The sequence below is a fragment of the Enterococcus sp. DIV2419 genome (assembly GCF_051711865.1).
In the GTDB taxonomy this organism is placed as follows: Bacteria; Bacillota; Bacilli; order Lactobacillales; family Enterococcaceae; genus Enterococcus; species Enterococcus faecalis.
Genome location: NZ_JBIONS010000001.1, coordinates 2,445,746 through 2,465,184, shown reverse-complemented (window position 1 = coordinate 2,465,184; position 19,439 = coordinate 2,445,746). Strand labels below are relative to the sequence as shown.

Annotated in this window: 14 protein-coding genes; 6 read left to right on the top strand and 8 right to left on the bottom strand. The window is 38.6% G+C overall.

The window, feature by feature from the left end; all coding sequences use genetic code 11:
- Positions 1–61: 61 nt before the first annotated feature.
- Complete coding sequence (locus IGI97_RS11550; RefSeq protein ID WP_002386935.1) at positions 62–2,302, bottom strand: ATP-dependent Clp protease ATP-binding subunit; 2,241 nt, start codon at positions 2,300–2,302, stop codon at positions 62–64.
- A 301-nt stretch (positions 2,303–2,603) separates the two neighbouring features.
- Here IGI97_RS11550 and IGI97_RS11545 point away from each other — a divergent pair, with 301 nt between their 5' ends.
- The 3 genes from IGI97_RS11545 (at position 2,604) to ptsP (ending at position 4,959) form a co-directional block, all read left to right on the top strand.
- Complete coding sequence (locus IGI97_RS11545) at positions 2,604–2,795, top strand: hypothetical protein (RefSeq protein ID WP_002366170.1); 192 nt, start codon at positions 2,604–2,606, stop codon at positions 2,793–2,795.
- Positions 2,796–2,965: 170 nt separating this feature from the next.
- Positions 2,966–3,232, top strand: a complete 267-nt coding sequence (locus IGI97_RS11540) for a phosphocarrier protein HPr (RefSeq protein ID WP_002355551.1) — start codon at positions 2,966–2,968, stop codon at positions 3,230–3,232.
- Positions 3,232–4,959 carry a phosphoenolpyruvate--protein phosphotransferase gene (gene ptsP / locus IGI97_RS11535; RefSeq protein WP_438738672.1) on the top strand — a complete coding sequence of 576 codons (1,728 nt, stop codon included), beginning with the start codon at positions 3,232–3,234 and terminating at the stop codon, positions 4,957–4,959. The genes IGI97_RS11540 and ptsP overlap by 1 nt, the downstream gene beginning before the upstream one ends.
- Positions 4,960–5,003: 44 nt before the next feature.
- On the opposite strand, the gene IGI97_RS11530 is transcribed toward ptsP, so the two are convergent.
- From IGI97_RS11530 to IGI97_RS11520, 3 genes are read right to left on the bottom strand one after another with little or no spacing between them, the layout of a single operon-like run.
- Positions 5,004–6,083, bottom strand: coding sequence for a DUF916 and DUF3324 domain-containing protein (locus IGI97_RS11530; RefSeq protein ID WP_438738670.1), 1,080 nt, complete (start codon positions 6,081–6,083; stop codon positions 5,004–5,006).
- 35 nt (positions 6,084–6,118) lie between these two features.
- Complete coding sequence (locus IGI97_RS11525; protein WP_002358689.1) at positions 6,119–6,856, bottom strand: WxL domain-containing protein; 738 nt, start codon at positions 6,854–6,856, stop codon at positions 6,119–6,121.
- A gap of 54 nt (positions 6,857–6,910) precedes the next feature.
- On the bottom strand, positions 6,911–9,286 hold the full coding sequence (locus IGI97_RS11520; RefSeq protein WP_438738668.1) for a hypothetical protein: 2,376 nt from the start codon (positions 9,284–9,286) through the stop codon (positions 6,911–6,913).
- A 263-nt stretch (positions 9,287–9,549) separates the two neighbouring features.
- Here IGI97_RS11520 and tig point away from each other — a divergent pair, with 263 nt between their 5' ends.
- Both tig and IGI97_RS11510 read left to right on the top strand, forming a co-directional pair.
- Positions 9,550–10,833 carry a trigger factor gene (gene tig, locus IGI97_RS11515; RefSeq protein WP_002355556.1) on the top strand — a complete coding sequence of 428 codons (1,284 nt, stop codon included), beginning with the start codon at positions 9,550–9,552 and terminating at the stop codon, positions 10,831–10,833.
- A gap of 111 nt (positions 10,834–10,944) precedes the next feature.
- On the top strand, positions 10,945–11,607 hold the full coding sequence (locus IGI97_RS11510) for a hypothetical protein (RefSeq protein WP_002355557.1): 663 nt from the start codon (positions 10,945–10,947) through the stop codon (positions 11,605–11,607).
- A 46-nt stretch (positions 11,608–11,653) separates the two neighbouring features.
- Here the strand turns inward: IGI97_RS11510 and IGI97_RS11505 are convergent, their stop codons facing one another.
- The 4 genes from IGI97_RS11505 to IGI97_RS11490 form a co-directional block, all read right to left on the bottom strand.
- Positions 11,654–13,576: a PTS fructose transporter subunit IIABC gene (locus IGI97_RS11505; protein WP_438738666.1), complete on the bottom strand. Its 1,923-nt coding sequence runs from the start codon at positions 13,574–13,576 to the stop codon at positions 11,654–11,656.
- Between the two features lie 23 nt (positions 13,577–13,599).
- Positions 13,600–14,517: a 1-phosphofructokinase gene (pfkB, locus tag IGI97_RS11500; protein WP_002425502.1), complete on the bottom strand. Its 918-nt coding sequence runs from the start codon at positions 14,515–14,517 to the stop codon at positions 13,600–13,602.
- Positions 14,514–15,266, bottom strand: coding sequence for a DeoR/GlpR family DNA-binding transcription regulator (locus IGI97_RS11495; RefSeq protein ID WP_002381250.1), 753 nt, complete (start codon positions 15,264–15,266; stop codon positions 14,514–14,516). The genes pfkB and IGI97_RS11495 overlap by 4 nt, the downstream gene beginning before the upstream one ends.
- Before the next feature lie 138 nt (positions 15,267–15,404).
- A complete protein-coding gene (locus IGI97_RS11490) occupies positions 15,405–16,964 on the bottom strand; it encodes a ClC family H(+)/Cl(-) exchange transporter (protein ID WP_002368023.1) in 1,560 nt (519 codons plus the stop codon).
- A 164-nt stretch (positions 16,965–17,128) separates the two neighbouring features.
- Here IGI97_RS11490 and pcrA point away from each other — a divergent pair, with 164 nt between their 5' ends.
- Positions 17,129–19,387 (top strand): DNA helicase PcrA, encoded by a 2,259-nt coding sequence (gene pcrA / locus IGI97_RS11485; protein ID WP_438738664.1) that lies wholly within the window; start codon positions 17,129–17,131, stop codon positions 19,385–19,387.
- Positions 19,388–19,439 lie beyond the last annotated feature (52 nt).

The following is a 19,439-nucleotide window of genomic DNA, read 5'->3' as shown; positions in this document are numbered from 1 at the left end:
TAAAAAGTGAAAAGCATAAAAAAATCCGCACGCATTGTTATTAATGCGTGTGGATTTTTGATTATTCTGCTTGGTCAGATGTTGAAGTTTCTGTTTTAGTCACTTCTTGTGCGCCAGTTACGATAATTTTACCTTCGTTATCTAACGCTGCGACTAATTGATGATTTTCAGGATGATCTAGATAGTATTCAGCAATGCCGTCTTCAATTTGTTCTTGAATTGTTCGACGTAAAGGACGAGCGCCCATTGCAGGATCATAACCTAAATCAACGAGTTTCTCTTTGACTTCTGTTGGAACCTCAATGTGTAATTTTTGTTTAGCTAATAAGCCATTTACTTCTTCTAACATCAAGCTGACAATGTTCATCAGGTTTTCTTTGCTTAATGCTTTGAATTCGATAATACCATCGAAACGGTTAAGGAATTCGGGGGTGAAGAAGTTGTTCAATTGACCTAAAACAGATTTAGTCACACCTTCACGGGCAGCGCCAAAGCCAACGTTGGCTTCCACAGCACCTGTTCCAGCATTACTTGTCATGATAATGATGGTGTCTTTAAAGCTGACCGTACGACCTTGTGCATCTGTTAAACGACCATCGTCGAGAATTTGTAAAAACATGTGTAAAACATCAGGATGCGCTTTTTCAATTTCATCCAATAAAATTAAACTATAAGGATTACGACGGACTTTTTCTGTGAGTTGTCCAGCTTCGTCATACCCAACATAGCCTGGAGGAGAACCAATCAGTTTAGAAACACTGTGTTTTTCCATATACTCACTCATATCAAAACGAACCATCGAATCTTCTGAACCGAATAGCTCAAAAGCTAATTGTTTTGCTAATTCTGTTTTACCAACGCCTGTTGGCCCTACAAATAAGAAGGAACCAATTGGGCGGTTTTGTTTGCCTAGGCCTACACGATTGCGACGAATCGCTTTAGCTACTTTATCGACGGCATCATCTTGTCCGACAACATGAGCTTTTAAGTCAACAGCTAAATTTTTCAATTGGGTTTGTTCTTTTTCTTTTAAGTCACCGACAGGAATGCCAGTTTTTTGTTCCACAATGGCTTCAATATCTTTTTCAGTGATGACGGGTGTTTCTTCATCGCTGATTTGTTTTTCTTTCATTGCTTGTAATTTATTGATTTGATCACGATAGTAAGCCGCTTTTTCAAAATCTTCTTCTGCGGAAGCTTGTTGTTTTTGTTGTTCCGCTTCTGCTAATTTTTTATCAATTGTTTTTGGATCGACGAGTTGGATAGTTAGATTCATTTTTGAACCAGATTCATCTAACAAGTCAATCGCTTTATCTGGTAAAAAGCGATCTTGAATGTAACGGTTGGATAAGTTTGCTGCTGCGTTAATCGCTTCATCTGTATATTTAACATGATGATAATCTTCATAACGTTTTTGCAGACCATGTAAAATCGTTATGGTTTCAGCAACGGTTGGCTCATCTACTTGGACTGGTTGCATCCGACGTTCTAAGGCAGCGTCTTTTTCAATAATACGGTACTCATTTAAAGTTGTGGCACCGACTAATTGTAATTCACCACGTGCTAAGGCCGGTTTTAAAATATTGCCAGCATCCATATTGCCATCACCAGCAGCACCAGCACCCACAATTTCATGGACTTCATCAATAAATAAAATGACATTTTCAGCTTCAGTGATTTCTTCAATCAATTTTTGCATCCGTTCTTCAAATTGTCCGCGAATACCAGTTCCTTGAACAAGTGAAACCACATCTAAACGAATGACTTCTTTGTCCAATAATTTTTGGGGCACATCGCCATCGACAATTTTTTGGGCTAAACCTTCGACAACGGCTGTTTTACCAACACCTGGTTCACCGATTAAAACGGGGTTGTTTTTTGTACGGCGATTTAAGATTTCAATGACACGCTTAATTTCTTGGTCACGTCCTACCACAGGATCGATATCTCCTTGGCGTGCCGCTTCGGTGATGTTAATCCCATACTCGCCTAGTAAACCTTGACCAGCGCCAGCGCCTCCGCGAGGGGGTTGACCGCCATTACCACCATCACCAAATTGAGTGGGTGGTGTTTGTTGTTCATAAGGATTACCTTGTTGCATTTGGCGAGAAAGAGAACGATATAAATCGTCTAAACTCCCAAAGCCAAAAGGGTCTTGTCCCATATTTTGAGGGGAATTATTTGCTTGATTTTTTAATTTTTGATAGCAGCTTTGGCAATAGTCCAGTTGTTTTCTTTGACCATTCACATTTGCATATAAATGAATTGTTGCTTCATTTTGTTGACAATTTTGACAAATCATTGAATGAAACACATCCTTTCAAAATAACTGAGGCCAGAAAAATAGTTGTTTGTTCTATTATTTCTAGTAAACAAACCATTTTTTCTCAAACCAGCCAAGTACTAGATAGCAGGAATAAATTCTGTCTACAAAACCACTTGACCATTTTTGACCTTTGAGGTTATTATAGCATTTTTTGTAAGAGAATCAAGTAAAAGACCTTGTTTAAAAAAAGACAAAGATTCGATTTTTTTACAGACAATTGCGCCATTTTCAAGTAAACTATAAGAGTTGATATTTAAGAGAAAGAGTGGTGAAATCAATGGCTGAAAATCCTTTTGTAGAAAAAATTGCTTCATTAAAAGCTGGAGAAATCTCTGAATTAATCGTGGAGCAAAATGAATTTTTCCAATTTCGTGATGCTTGGATTTCTTTACCTGACCGCGCGGAAATTGTTGGAGAAGCGGGGTTAAATGGACGAATCATTTATCGTTACCAAAAAGAGGAAGAATAGTCAGTGCAAAACATCACGAAATTTAAGCAAAAAGTGTTGTGTAAGATAGAAAAAAATGGTAATCTTAGAAACTGAAAGGGTCTTTTTTCGAGTAGACGTTTGATTTTAGCGTATCAAGAAAGGAAAACCCTAACATAAAAATTTTTTATTTACGAAGGAGACCGATTTATATGGAAAAGAAAGAATTTCACATTGTAGCAGAAACAGGAATTCACGCACGTCCAGCTACTTTATTAGTACAAACTGCAAGCAAATTTAACTCAGATATTAACTTAGAATACAAAGGTAAATCTGTTAACTTAAAATCAATCATGGGCGTTATGTCTTTAGGCGTTGGTCAAGGTTCTGACGTAACAATCACTGTTGATGGTGCTGACGAAGCTGAAGGAATGGCAGCAATCGTTGAAACATTACAAAAAGAAGGATTGGCTGAATAATGTCTGAGATGCTAAAAGGGATTGCCGCAAGTGATGGCGTTGCTGTTGCTAAAGCTTACCTGCTAGTTCAACCTGACTTGTCTTTCAACAAAACTTCCGTAGAAGATACTGATGCAGAAGCAACTCGCTTAGACGATGCTTTAGCAAAATCTACTGAAGAGTTGCAAGCAATTCGCGACAAAGCAGCTCAAAGCCTTGGTGAAGCAGAAGCGCAAGTTTTCGATGCTCATTTAATGGTTTTATCTGACCCAGAAATGGTTGGTCAAATCAAACAAAATATCCAAGACAACAAAGTCAATGCAGAAGCTGCCTTGAAAGAAGTTACGGATATGTATATTGGTATGTTTGAAGCAATGGACGACAATGCTTACATGCAAGAGCGTGCAGCAGATATTCGTGACGTTGCCAAACGTATCTTAGCACATTTATTAGGTGTGACTCTTCCAAATCCTTCAATGATTAACGAAGAAGTAATCGTGGTTGCCCATGACTTAACACCTAGTGATACTGCACAATTAGACCGTACGTATGTTAAAGCCTTTGTGACAGACATCGGCGGACGTACTTCTCACTCAGCAATCATGGCTCGTTCGTTAGAAATCCCTGCAATCGTTGGTACAAAAGAAATTACTGACAAAGTAAAAGCAGGCGATATTTTAGCAGTGAACGGAATCATTGGGGATGTTATTATTGACCCAACAGATGCTGAAAAATCTGAATTTGAAGCAGAAGCAAAAGCTTATGCAGATCAAAAAGTAGAATGGGATAAACTAAAAAATGCAGAAACAGTGACAGCTGACGGCAAACATGTTGAGTTAGCTGCAAACATTGGTACACCAAAAGATTTAGAAGGCGTACACAAAAACGGCGGCGAAGCTGTTGGTTTATATCGTACAGAATTCTTATACATGGATTCATCTGACTTTCCAACTGAAGAGGACCAATACCAAGCGTATAAAGCAGTTCTTGAAGGAATGGAAGGAAAACCCGTTGTGGTTCGTACAATGGATATTGGTGGGGACAAAGAGCTTCCTTACCTAACATTACCACACGAAATGAACCCATTCTTAGGTTACCGTGCATTACGTATTAGCTTATCAGAACTAGGTGACGGCATGTTCCGTACACAAATGCGTGCATTATTACGTGCGTCTGTTCATGGTAACTTACGTATCATGTTCCCAATGGTTGCTACTTTGAAAGAATTTAGAGCAGCGAAAGCAATCTTTGAAGACGAAAAACAAAAATTAGTCAACGAAGGTGTTGAAGTTTCAAAAGATATCCAAGTAGGTATTATGATTGAAATTCCAGCAGCTGCCGTATTAGCTGATAAATTTGCCAAAGAAGTAGACTTCTTTAGTGTTGGAACCAACGACTTAATCCAATACACAATGGCGGCAGACCGTATGAACGAACGCGTTTCTTACTTATACCAACCATACAACCCATCAATCTTACGTTTAATTAAAAATGTAATTGATGCAGCACACGCTGAAGGTAAATGGGCTGGTATGTGTGGTGAAATGGCGGGCGATCAAACAGCTGTTCCATTACTATTGGGTATGGGCTTAGATGAGTTCTCAATGAGTGCTACATCTATCCTTAAAACACGTAGCTTGATGAAACGTCTAGACACAACTAAAATGGCTGAACTTGCTGACCGCGCATTAAAAGAATGCGACACGATGGAAGAAGTCGTTGCATTAGTTGAAGAATATACAAAATAATTAAGTGATTATGAAAGCACATCGACAATTGTCGATGTGCTTTTTTATTGTTGCGCTTCACGTATTTTTTTCTTGAAATAATAAATCGTGCTTCCCAAAATGAATAGAAAAACTAGCGTGATGCTACTCACCAGTTTCCAAGGGAAATTGGTGTGTTTTTCAGGTGGGAGGTTGACGGCGGTAGCATTGTATTTTTTAGCTTCTTTTTCTTGGATAACTAAGTGTTTTTCCCACGAATAGTCTTGATAGCCATCGTTTGCTTTGATTTTTACAGTATAATTTCCAGGAACAAAAGGTTGTTCCTTTAAGTCAATCCGATAATTAAAATTTGTATTAGGGGCCATTGTTAACGACTCTTGGTGATTTTCGTAGCGAGGTTTAGCTTCTTTTTCATAATATAAAGAGGCATCGACTTGTAATTTTTTAATCATAGCCGCTTGTTTGTTTTGGAGATTCATTAATACGCGGTTACGACCGTTAGCTTGATCGGTTTTTACTTCATTTAAAGATAATTCTGGCTGAACAGGTTCATCTGTTTCACTAAGTAAGACGCCGACTACATAAGAAAAACGATTATTGATGGCCACACCGTTTTCTGAGTGAGCAGGTTGTTCATCTGACTTTTGTTCAAAGTAGAGTCCTCCTAAAACGTACCCATTAAATGGTTTTTCCGGTAAAGTAAGCTGACATTCAACAGTCTTGGTTGAGTGTTTAGGTAGGTGGATTTCTTTTGGTAATTGCGCAATATCATTAAAAGTAAAAGGTGCAGATGGGTCTTTTTTTGTTTCAGCATGAGAATAATCTGCCAAGCCATTATCATTAGTAATCGCTGCATTAGCTGAAGCTAGCACGGTAATGTCGTTGGCTGTTTGATTCGTTAGTTCGATTTGTAGCTTTTGTGTTTGGTTTGGAGCGACACGTAGATCAAAATAACTTGTCTCTTTGGTTCGTTGATTGTCGGGTAAAATGGCTTTTACAGAAAAAGTCATTTCGCTTGCTTCTACAGAATAAGAGCCAATAAAAAATAAAAAAATGATGACGCTAATAGCATGGAGCCATTTAAAAAGCTGCTGATTCATAGTGTGCACTCCTTTTTGACAATTTTTTATAACAAGGTATTGCATGAAGTTGTTTCATGCAATACCTTGTTTGTTTTCTTTTAAAGTGGTGTATCATCCAAAATCCAAGTAAGCGTTGTTTTATATTGTTTAGCTGCAACTTTTTTCGTTGTCGCAGGAACAGTTAATTGAATGCCTTGAGCAGCGGTCGCTCCGCTACCAAAAGCTAATGTCCAAGTGCCCATTCCTGTTGAAAGAGCGGCAGTCGCCACAGGAGAAGTGGCGGCACCAGTTGGATCCAAGGTTACTGGGACCGTTAATGGCGCCAAAGAAAGTAACTGTGTTGAATTGGGTGTTGCTGCTAAAAAGGTCAAGGACGCATTATCCAAAACAGCGGGTGTTGAATCACTTGTAGCAAATTGCGCACTCTGTTTAACTGATAATTTCCAGCCAAGATTTAGACCACGTTTGTCAGTTACTTGGACATAGTTTGGCACGCTAATTAAATCGCCAGTACTATTTTGCACTTGATCCAGTTGTGCCGAATAGATCGCTGTTCCGGCTTGAATTTGTTTTGATCCAAAATGGATATTTGAAACATAGTCAATACTAAGGGGTCCGGCTGTACCAGGTTGATGAGGATCAGCAGGATTAGGTGTCACAGGCTGAGAAGGGTTCGTCGGGTTGACAGGTGGCGTGACAGTATTATCAAGAGCAAACGTAATATCAGCGTTGGATTGAATAGAAGCGACTTGAGCTGCTTCAACTTTTGGACTATTTAAAAGCATAAGAGGCGTAGCAACGAACAAAATGCTTGAAATGCGCACGATCTTTTTCATTTTTTATTCCTTCTTTCTAGTTTATTTTTAACTTTTAAAAAAGCTAAATCCTAATTAGAGGGGTGTATCAGAAAGAATCCATTGTAATTCGGCAGTGTAAGATTCTTTGACCGTTAAATTAAGGTCAGGAGCAACGCTTAAAAAAAGTCCATTTTGTTGGTTCCAAGGAATTTCTACATTGTTATCGTCCGTTGCGGTGTATTGATAAACTTCGGTTGCTAAAGAGGAGAGAGGAAAATCACTGCCGTTTTTTCGATAAATGAAAGCTTGCTGGATCGTTTTATTTGTAGAAGTTGAATGCATGGGCTGACTCTCTCTTACCAACAAGTGCCATGGTGTTTTTGCAACTCGACCATCGGCAATGAGGAAAGGAGCGCTGATGGTCGATGGTGAGTATATGGTTCGTTTGCTGGGAAAAGGTAAATTTTTAAAGGAAACTGTAGTTGGCATCTGCACAAAACGGAGGGTACCGTTTTTGATGGGTAAAGACTGTTCCTTAGTGATTGGCGTAATTGGCGTTCCGCCACCATCATTGCCAGTAACCGTGCTAGAAAATAAAAGAAATTGGTTTATCCATTCTTCTGTAACCGTTGCTGTATATTGTAAGGTGAATTGTGTATTAGCTTCCGTAAAATTATCTGCTGGCAGCGAATTGTGATAACTCCAATACGGCAAACCAGTGGGACTATCAGTTAAAAGTTGAAGCCCAGCTATTGGCGTACTTAAACCTGCTGCTGATTGTTTTGTTAATGTAGCAGCTGAAAGTTGGGACAGTCCTTTAGGCACCGTTGCTCGTAATTGCTGATTCATCCACGTTGCTGGTTGATTGGTTAAACGTGTGGTTAACGTAAAACGAATGATTTGACCACTTACGACAGAGTTTGCAGCTTCCCAGAGCCCTTGTGCATTTTTCCGCTCAATGATTTGCGTGACCGTTAGTTGAGGCACAGGATAAGCAACTGTTTGAGAAACAGTAGAACTGGTTAGCAAAGGCAGGCCAGTGCGATTGCTGAGCCCTTGGGCCCACAAGCTGACCGTTTCTCCTCCTTGGAAAGTGGGTAAATTAGCAAATTGAAAATGGCCATTGGAATCTAAGGACGTTGTGTAAATAGAACCACCATTTATTTGTACTTTAACTTGATAGGTTCCGTTAGATACTTGAGAAGCTTTACCTGAAAGTTGAGTTGAGCCGGCATTGGCGACTACGTTTGTGACTGGTTGGATTGACCAATTGACACTTTGGTCAGCTGAGGGGCTGCTTTGAATATAATCGGTTGACGTTTTTGAACGAGCAAAGACAATTGTAGAGAGCGTGTCGCCATATTCTAATGGTGAAGCTAAAGAGGTCGAGAAATTTCCGGCTGCATCGACAGAAATCCCTTTCACCACAATGGGGGTAGTGGTGCCATCATGGCGGTTCAAGGTTAATTGAACAGAGTAGTTATAGTTTGGGTCTTGTACTTGTTGAATGGTCCCTGTTACAGTAGTGTCCAGATGATTTGGTTGAGTTAGTTTGGCTGGTGTGACTTGAGGAACGGGATAATTACCTAAACTAAGTTGAGCTTTGCTAATTACGCCTGTTTTTGTATTATTCCCAATAATAATATTAATTGCGCCTAATCCAGTGCCAACATCTGTAAAGGTTCCTCGAATCGGATAGTCTTTGTCGTTAAGAGCAGGAGGGATTGAAATTCCTCGTTTATAAAGTGCGCCGACATCAAACGAAATGGCGGCAGACCATTTGGTTCCGGGAAGTAACACCAAGGTGCTACTTGGAAAAGTCAGATATACAGAATGATAAGTGCTACTATAAGAGAGGCTGACGCCGTTAGTTGAACTGTGAATATCTTGAGTGGTTGTTCCTGGATAACTGACAGTCCCTGTTAAAAGAGTCAGAAAATCTTGTTGCTTTAGAGTGTCGTTATCTAACTGGCTTGAAATTTCTGTAGGAAGTTGAATAGCAATAATCGGTCGATCATTAATTGCTAAGCCGATAAGTGTCACACTGTATTCATACGAAAGTGTGATAATATCTTGGTTATACGTTCCCGTGCTTAAGGTACTTTTTAAGGTGCTATTACCAACAGAAACACTAGCTGGCGTAGGTGCCATAGGTTCATCGTTTTCAGAGGAAGCATGGGTTTGCTCGGTTTCTTGTTCCACGATATCGGTTGCTTGAGTTGTTTGTTGTTCTGTTGAAACTGAGGTAAATGTTTCACTAAAAGTAGAGGCGTGAGTTGTAGGGTTCAGTGTTTCAGAATGAGCTATCAAAGGTTGAGTCAGCGATAAAAAAAGCCATGATATGATGCAAGAAAAGATTCCCCAGACGAACTTATTCAAAACCATCCTCTCCTTTTTTGATATTATATGTATAATGACGAAAATATATAATGCGTAAATATTGAGTACATACATTCTATAATGGGCCATTCATAAAGTAAAGCGATTACATCCGATGGTGAACAAGATATTTTGTTCACAATCTTTTAGTGTTTTAAGAAGGAAATTTCTCGAAATTCTATGCTTTTTTAATCCGAAAAAATTAAAAAACTGATAGTTTGCTAAAAATCGAGTCTTTCTTTCACTTCTTAGCACTTAAAATATTTACATTTTCCTAGGGATAGTGTACTATTTAAAGGTATGCATAAATAAAGTTTGATGTATAAAATTAAATGTTATTCGGAGGGAAACAAATGTCTGCGAAATGGGAAAAAAAAGGCACTAATGATGGTGTATTAACTTTTTCAATCGAACAAGCAGTAATCGAAAAAGGATTAACGCAAGCGTTCAATAAAGTGAAAAAAAACTTAAACGTACCTGGTTTCCGTAAAGGAAAAGTATCACGTACTGTTTTTAACCGTATGTATGGAGAAGAAGCGTTATACGAAGATGCGTTAAACGCTGTTTTACCAGAAGCATATGAAGCGGCTGTTTTAGAAGCAGGAATTGAACCAGTAGCACAACCAAAAATTGATGTTGAAAGCATGAATAAAGGGGAAGACTGGGTTATCACTGCTGAAGTAACTGTAAAACCTGAAGTAAAATTAGGTGAATACAAAAACTTAACAGTGTCTAAACAAGACCGTGAAGTAACAGATGAAGATGTGGAAGCACGTTTGAAACGCGAACAAGAATCTCAAGCTGAATTAGTAATCAAAGAAGATGCCGCTGCTGAAAACGGCGACACTGTAGTTATCGACTTTGAAGGCTTCTTAGGCGACGAAGCATTTGAAGGCGGCAAAGGCGAAAATTACTCATTAGAATTAGGTTCTAATTCATTTATTCCAGGCTTTGAAGACCAATTAGTTGGCAAAAAAGCTGGCGAAGAAGTAGAAGTAAACGTTACTTTCCCTGAAGATTACCAAGCAGAAGATTTAGCTGGTAAAGAAGCAGTCTTCAAAGTAACTGTTCATGAAGTAAAAGCAAAAGAATTACCAGAATTGGATGATGAATTTGCAAAAGACGTTGACGATTCAGTAGAATCATTAGACGAATTAAAAGAAAAATTCCGTAAAGAATTGACAGAAGCAAAAGAAGCAGCAGCTGAAGAAGCAAAAGACGAAGAAGCAATTCGTTTAGCTGTTGAAAATGCTGAAATCGTTGAATTACCACACGTAATGGTTCACGACGAAGTTCACCGTTCAATGGATGAATTCTTAAACAACATGCAACGCCAAGGAATTTCTCCTGAAATGTACTACCAATTAACTGGTTCTACAGAAGAAGATTTACACAAACAATTTGAAGGCGAAGCAGAAACACGCACAAAAACAAACTTAGTGATTGAAGCAGTTGCCAAAGCTGAAAACATCGAAGTAACACAAGAAGACATCGATGCTGAAGTGAAAGATTTAGCAGAACAATACAACATGCCTGAAGCGCAAGTACGTAAAGTATTAAACAACGACATGTTAGAACACGATATTCGTATGAAACGTGCTGTTGAAACAATTACTGAAACAGCTGTTGAAAAATAAACATTTTTAATAAGCTCTTCATTCGATAGAGTTTTCTAAAACTGTAGATGGAAGGTGTCTTTCATCTACAGTTTTTTTCATATAAAATAACTTTTGAAAGGGTGTGTCAAAATGGATAAAAATTATTCGAAAATTAAATATGGATTAGTGGTGTTTGGCATCTTATGCTTGACGTACAATCTCTGGGAATTTTTTACGGCTAAGTATTCAACAAAACAAGGTGTGACGTTTGTTATCGAATGTTTACTTGGAATTGGGCTGATCTTTTTACCGGATCTTGTCAATAAATTTTTAAAAATTATTATGCCACCGACCATCGTTTATTTTTACTGGTTTTTCTTATTTATTTCAGTATTCCTAGGAACCTCGTTGCATATGATTTCAATCATTTCGTTCTGGGATAAAATTTTACACTTTGTTAGTCCGATGCTGTTAACTGCTGTGGGTTATGGTATTGCTGCTTTCCTATTGAAGAAAACGAAGTACGCCGATGTTTCCCCGTGGTTGTTTTTATTATTTGGGTTTGCATTTGCAGGGCTTTGTGGCGTTTTCTGGGAATTCTGGGAATTTATCTGCGATTCACTAGGGAACATGAACTTACAACGCTATAATATGTCCAACGGCCAACCATTTATTGGGCGTGCTGCTTTAATGGATACGATGGGGGATTTATTTACCAATACCCTTGGGGCCTTTGTGATGGGCGTGTATACGTATATCAGAAGCAAAGGAAATCCTGAGTATTTAGAAAATTATGCGATAAAGAGAAAATAATAAAAAAGCGATTCAACCATGGTTGAATCGCTTTTTTGCTGTTTTTTTAAGCAGGTACTTCGACAGGTTTTTTCAAAAGTCCGTAGACAATTCCTGAAATAATCGCCCCAATTAAGATGAACAATAGATATAGTAATGGATTACTTAATAGGAAGACGACGAAGATTCCTCCATGTGGTGCCAATAATTTGATACCAAACGCACCAACCAACGCACCAGTAAAGGCAGAACCTACCACGAAACTTGGAATCACACGTAATGGGTCAGCTGCTGCAAAAGGAATTGCCCCTTCAGTGACAAAAGAAAGTCCCATTACAATATTGGTTAAGCCGGCATCTTGTTGATCTTTTGTAAATTTATTTTTAAATAAACGAGTTGCTACGAAAATTGCTAATGGAGGAACCATTCCGCCAGCCATTACAGAAGCCATGACCACGCTGCCACCTTCTGCAACAGTACTTGCTAGCGTAGCTGTACCGAAAACATAAGCAGCTTTGTTAACTGGTCCACCTAAGTCGATGGCCATCATACCAGCTAATAAGGCACCAAGTAAAGCAGCATTTGTGCCATCTAAGCCAAGTAGGAAATGATTTAACGCATCATTAATTGCTTTCATCGGGATGTTAATGACTAACATTAATAAGCCTGTAATAATCAAACCAAAAACTGGATAGAATAAAATGGTTTTAATTCCATCTAATGATTTTGGCAAGCCTTTGAAGACTTTACGTAAAAGAACCACTACATAACCAGCTAAGAAACCACCGATTAAGGCCCCAAGGAATCCAGCTCCGCCAGCATTTGCTAATGCACCAGCCGCGAAACCAGCAACTAAGCCTGGACGATCCCCGATACTAGAAGCAATAAAACCAGCTAAGACAGGTAACATAAAGCCAAATGCTGCGCCACCAATTTGGTTAAACCAGCTAGCTACGTCATTGTAATTCCCTAAATTGGCTAATTGATCTTGAGGAACCCCGATAAATTGATCAATCATAAAGGAAAGAGCAATGGCAATTCCGCCACCAATAACGAAAGGTAACATATGAGAAACACCATTCATTAAATCTTTATAGATACGAGAACCGATTGAACCTTCCGCTGAATCCTCTTGATTGCTTGCAGCCGAGTCACTGCCATGGAAAGTAGGAGCTTCACCACTAATGGCTAAGTTAATTAGTTCTTCGGTTTTACGAATTCCATCACTGACGGGACGATTGACTAATTTTTTACCATCAAATCGATTCATTTCTACTTTTTTATCGGCTGCGACAATCACGCCATCAGCACGAGCAATATCTTCAGCAGTTAAACGATTTTTAATTCCTTCTGAACCGTTTGTTTCTACTTTAATGTCTACGCCCATTTCTTTTGCTTTTTTCTTCAGCGCATCTTCGGCCATGTAAGTATGAGCAATTCCTGTAGGACAAGCAGTCACAGCAATAATATATTTACGATTGCTTTCTGGTGCTGGCGTTGTTTGTTCTTGTTCTGCTTTTTCTTCCGCTTCTTTTTGATCTTCTGCTGCTTGGAAAAGAGCTTGTACTGCTTCTGGAGTTTCCGCTTCTTTCAATTTGCCAACAAATTCTGGATCGATAAGTAATCGAGAAAGGGCCGCAAGCGCTTGGAGATGTGTATCATTGGCGCCTTCTGGAGCAGCAATCATGAAGAATAGATAAGTAGGTTGTCCATCTAGTGCTTCATAATCAACACCTTTTTTACTTTTAGCAAAAAGAACTGTCGGTTCTTTTACGGCACTATTTTTTGCGTGAGGCATAGCGATGCCGTCGCCTAAACCAGTCGATGTTTGTGCTTCGCGTTTTAAAATTCCTTCTTTGTAAGTGTCAATGTCAGAGATGCGGCCACCATCGTATAATTTTTGGACCATTTCATCAATCGCGCCTTTTTTATCAGTAGCTTGTAAATCCATAATCATGACATCTTTTATTAATAAATCATTAATGTTCACTCTATTTTCCTCCCTTAGTGGATTTATTCTGAAATTTTTTCAATTGTTACTTCGTGAATAAGTTCCTGGATAAAATCTTCTGAGGCTAAATCATCAGAAAATGCGGTCGCGCTACCGCAAGCGACACCCCATTTGAAAGCCTCTAAAGGATCTTGTGTTTTTGAAAAGTTGCCAATAAAACCAGCAATCATTGAGTCGCCAGCGCCGACAGAATTTTTCAGTGGACGTTTTAAAACGTTGGAACGATAAACACCTTCTGTTGTGAAAAGTAATGCACCATCACCAGCCATTGAGATAATTACGTGTTGCGCTCCTTCTTCTAGTAACCGATGTCCATAAGGTAAAATGTCTTCAACACTTGTAAAGGTTGTATGATATAATTCTGCCAACTCATGATTGTTTGGCTTGACCAATAAAGGCTTTTGTGGCAAAGCGTTCATTAAATCTTCACCTGTCGTATCAATAACAAATTCTGCGCCTTTTTCCTTCACAATTTGGATTAATTCTTCGTAAAATCCTTTGCGTAGAGAAGCAGGTGTACTTCCTGAAAGAACAACAATATCACCAGCCTGAACACGACTAACTGCTTGTTTTAGTTCTTGAATTTCTTCGTTTGTTAGAGCAGGTCCTAAGCCGTTAATTTCTGTTTCAGTATCTGATTTCAATTTAATGTTGATTCGTGTATCAGCAGACACGGGAGTGAAATTCGTTTGGATTTCTTCTTTTTTCAACCAATCAGCAATGAATGAGCCTGTAAAACCACCTAAAAAACCTAAGGCAGTGGATTCTGTCTCCATACGTTTTAAAATACGTGAAACGTTGATTCCTTTGCCGCCAGGTAATTTAAAATCATTCGTCATCCGATTTAAATCACCAATTTGTAGATGATCGACATGAACGATAAAGTCGATAGAAGGGTTTAAAGTCACTGTGTAAATCATTTGTTTGCCTCCATTAAAATAGTTTTTTGCTGGAATCCTTGAAGCGATTCAGCAGGGCAGTAGTCAGTTAGTAAAGTAACTGACTCTAATTCTTCCACTTTGGTAAACGTTACTTCATTAAATTTTGTATGATCCAGTAAAACATAGGCTGTTTCTGCTTGATGAATAGCCAAGGCTTTTAGCGCTGCTTCTTCGGGATCAGGCGTCGTTAAACCAAACTCTAAATGTGCGCCGTTAGTTCCTAAAAAAGCTTTGTTAAAACGAAAATGTTGTAGCTGTTCCATACTAGTGGCACCAATGATTGCTTTAGTGGAGAGCTTCAAAGTACCACCAAGCATAATAGTGGGAATTTCCATATCGCTAAGTTTTGCAGCGTGATGCACGGAATTCGTCACTACATGGATTTGTTTCCCAACTAAAAAAGGGATCATTTCTAACGTGGTTGAACCAGCATCTAAATAGATCATATCGCCATCTTGTACACAACTAGCGGCTAAAGAAGCAATCTTTTGCTTTTCGTGCGTGTTTTTGATTGATTTTTCCGTCATGTTTTGTTCAAAGCCTAAATTAAGAATACGCTTAGCGCCGCCGTGAATGCGTTCTAACAAATTGGCGTCTTCTAATTCTTGTAAATCGCGGCGGATTGTGGATTCTGAAGCATTGAACAAGCTAGCAAGTTCTTGCGATTTGACGACTGATTTTTGATCTAACAATTGTAAAATTTTTTGATGTCGTTCTTCCGTAAGCATTTTCATCCCTCATTTCATGGATATAATAGCACAAATGAAAACGCTAATCAATCTAAAACGGTCAAAAACATTCAAAAAAATTAAAAAACAGTCATAAGAAAAAAAGAAAGCTGCTGAACTCAGGTTCAGCAGCTTTCTTTAATTCACTAAATCATTCGGTAAAGTTTTTTGATAAATCTCTTTTTTGACTTGGTAAGCGAGTTTTTCATCGGTCAAAATAATGAGCACATCGCCAACATGCATAACAGTATCACCATGTGTTAAAATTTCCGATTCGCCACGGCGAATGGAAGTGAGCAACATTTGTTTAGGCCAGACAAAATCACGTACCATCGTATCATCTAAGGAACTTTCTGCAGTGATAGGTAATTCAATAATCGTTTTGTGGCCACGAATATTACTTACTTTAGAAGGAACCAAACGTTCTAATAAGCTTTCATAAATTGGCTTGCCGCCAAGACTATCGATGGTAATATAACTAACTAAAGCGACAACTCCTAAAGACATTAAATGAGAAAAATTGCCGACCATTTCTGTTACTAAAATAATCGCTGTTAACGGTGCTTTACCAATCGCAGTAAAATAACCAGCCATGGCAAAAATTAAAAAGTTTTTCACAAAAATTGGATCCATCCCTACGTATTGGACAAGTAGACTGCCATACAATGTTCCGATAATGGCACCTAAAGTTAGAATAGGCAAGAAAATACCACCAGGGAGATTCGAACCGTAAGAAACCATTGAAAAAACAAAACGTAAAACCAGTAAGCCGACTAAAGCCCAAATAGTGGCCGGTTGATTGCCTAAAGCTAAAACAATTTGATTCCCACCGCCAAGTAAATGTGGAAAGAAATAACCAATCGGTAAAATCAAAATAAAAGGAATAAAACCATAATAATTAGAAGAAAGGCCTTTGATTTTTCCATATACTTTTGGTAAGGACAACAATGTTTTTTGATATATCCAACCTAATAATCCTAGCAAAACGCCCAGCAGGACTAATGTCCAATAGTACTCTAAAGGCAAAGATTTAACCGGACCAATATAAAGAACTGGTTGCAATCCGAAGAAATGCAAAGAAACAAAGTTAGCGGAAATGGCCGCAGAAAAAGAGGTTAACCAAACTAAAGGTGAAAAGGAATGGTGAACCTCTTCTAGAACAAATAAAAGTCCTGCGATTGGTGCATTAAAAGCGGCGGCTAAACCAGCACTGGCACCACTACTGATTAAAATTTTTTCTTCAGACTTGGTGCTTTGCCGCCATTGACTATAGCCTTGTCCAACCACTGCACCTAGTTGAATTGAAGGACCTTCACGTCCCAAAAATAGCCCAGGACTAATCGCTAAGATCCCACCGATAAATTTTTTCCAAAGCACTGGAAACCAGTGAATTTCTAATTGACCTTGAAGTTGTCCTTCCACTTGGGGAATGCCACTGCCTTTAATTGCTGGTTCGCTTTTGATCAGTCGTCCTAATAAATAAGCAAGCACGAGAGAAAATAAGAACCAAGGAATCATCCAAAAGGGTTTTTCGTGAAACGTTTGATACAGATGCACGACTTGTTCGCCAATTTTTTCAATGCCTAAGCGAAATAAGCTGACAACAAAGCCGACCAGGATTCCGACGACGATGCCTTTAAGGATAAAGCCGATTCGGGTACCATCTAATTGTTTAATTTCATGTACATCATTATTCATTTCATTTTTAGCCTCCATCACTACTTACTAATGTACTGCGGTTTGACTTGATTTACAAGAAAATTTCATATAAAAAGAAAAAGATTTTTTGTTCTTTTCTAAAGAACTTCAAAGGGATTTTTGGTATACTGTATAAGATTGAAAAAAGAGAGAGGACGTTTAATATGACACAAAAACATGCCTTGGTTCAGGGAATGAATCCTCGACAAGAAGAAGCCGTTTTGCATACAGAAGGACCACTGTTAGTCATGGCTGGTGCTGGTAGTGGAAAAACGCGGGTTTTAACACACCGAATTGCCTATCTAATTGAGGAAAAAGAAGTAAATCCATGGAATATTTTGGCGATTACGTTTACCAATAAAGCTGCTAAAGAAATGAAAGAGCGTGTAAATAAATTACTGGAAACGGGTGGCGAAGATGTATGGGTCTCCACTTTTCACTCCATGTGTGTAAGAATTTTACGTCGTGATGTGGATCAGATTGGTTACAACCGTAATTTTACAATTATTGACCCATCGGAACAAAAAACATTAATGAAACGCATCTTAAACGACTTAAATATTGATTCAAAAAAATATGATCCTCGCTCAATTTTAGGTACGATTAGCAATGCCAAAAATGAATTACAAACGCCTGAAAAAGTTGCTGAAATGCAAGGTTCCTTATATGAAGAAATTGTCGCAAAATGCTATGAAGCCTATCAAAAAGAATTACGCAAAAACCAATGTATGGATTTTGATGATTTGATTATGAATACGATTCGTTTATTCAATGAACAACCAGATACGTTGGCGTTCTACCAAAATAAATTTCACTATATTCATGTGGATGAATACCAAGATACCAATCATGCACAATATACCTTAGTCAATTTATTGGCTGCACGTTTCAAAAATCTGTGTGTCGTAGGTGATGCCGACCAAAGTATCTATGGTTGGCGCGGGGCGGATATGCAAAATATCTTGGATTTTGAAAAAGATTATCCAGATGCCAGTGTAATTTTGCTAGAACAAAATTATCGATCCACCAAAAACATTTTGGCGGCTGCGAATGATGTCATCAAAAATAACCGTAACCGCCGCGAGAAAGAACTGTGGACAGAAAATATAGACGGTGAAAAAATTGTCTATTATCGCGGGGACACAGAACGGGATGAAACACAATTTATTGTGAGCCAAATCCAAAAAGAAATGCGGGAAAATGACCGAATTTATGGTGATTTTGCGGTATTATATCGGACCAATGCTCAATCCCGTGTAGTGGAAGAAATGCTCTTGAAATCTAATATTCCGTATACCATGGTGGGCGGACATAAATTCTACGACCGTAAAGAAATTAAAGATATTTTGGCTTATTTAAGTTTGATTGCCAATCCAGATGATTCGATTAGTTTTGAACGAATTGTCAATGAACCAAAACGAGGAATCGGTAAAAGTTCAATTGAAAAATTACGGCTATTTGCGGATACGCATGGTTGGGCTTTGCTGGAAGCTGCCCAAAATGTTGATTTGGCAAATATTTCAGGAAAAGCGGGTAAAGAGCTTGGTAATTTTGGCATGATGATTCAAGACTTAACGAAAACAGTGCCCTATTTAACGATTACAGAATTGGTGAAAGAAACTTTACAACGTAGTGGTTATCGGGAAGCTTTGATGGCGCAAAATAATTTAGAGTCTCAAGCTCGCTTAGAAAACTTGGACGAATTTTTATCTGTGACACAAGAATTTGATAAACGTTTTGAAGCGCAAAACAACGACGATTCAAATGGCGAAGAAACAAAATTGACGGATTTCTTAACAGATTTAGCCTTGGTTTCTGATTTAGATAATTTAGAAGAGAGCTCTTCACAAGTGACCTTAATGACGTTGCATGCGGCCAAAGGGCTGGAATTTCCAGTGGTCTTTTTAATGGGCTTAGAAGAAGGGGTTTTCCCATTATCACGTGCCATGCTAGAAGAAAGTGAACTGGAAGAAGAACGGCGCTTGGCTTATGTTGGTATCACACGAGCGGAAGAAGCCTTGTTCTTAACGAATGCTTATTCGAGAACATTATATGGTCGCACGCAATATAATCGACCAAGTCGCTTTTTAGAAGAAATTGAGGCGGAGCGTTTAATGAAACAAGGGGCGGCGGCCAATTTACAGAAAGCTCCAGCGCGCACCTTTGATCCTAAAGTATTTAAGCCCAGCGCAAGTAAACCAGCTTATACACAGCCAGCTACAAAATCAGTTAGCAACAAAGTGGCAAGTGGTGGCGAAAAAGTTTCTTGGCAAGCAGGTGATAAGGTCCAACATAAAGCATGGGGCGTTGGTACAGTCGTTCGTGTAGGCGGTTCGGCCAAAGACTTAGAGTTGGACATTGCTTTCCCAGAAAAAGGCATAAAACGGTTGTTAGCGGCATTTGCACCAATTGAAAAAATTTAACATGCAAAATAGGTCAGCGATTTAATGAGAAATCATCATTAGATAAATTCTT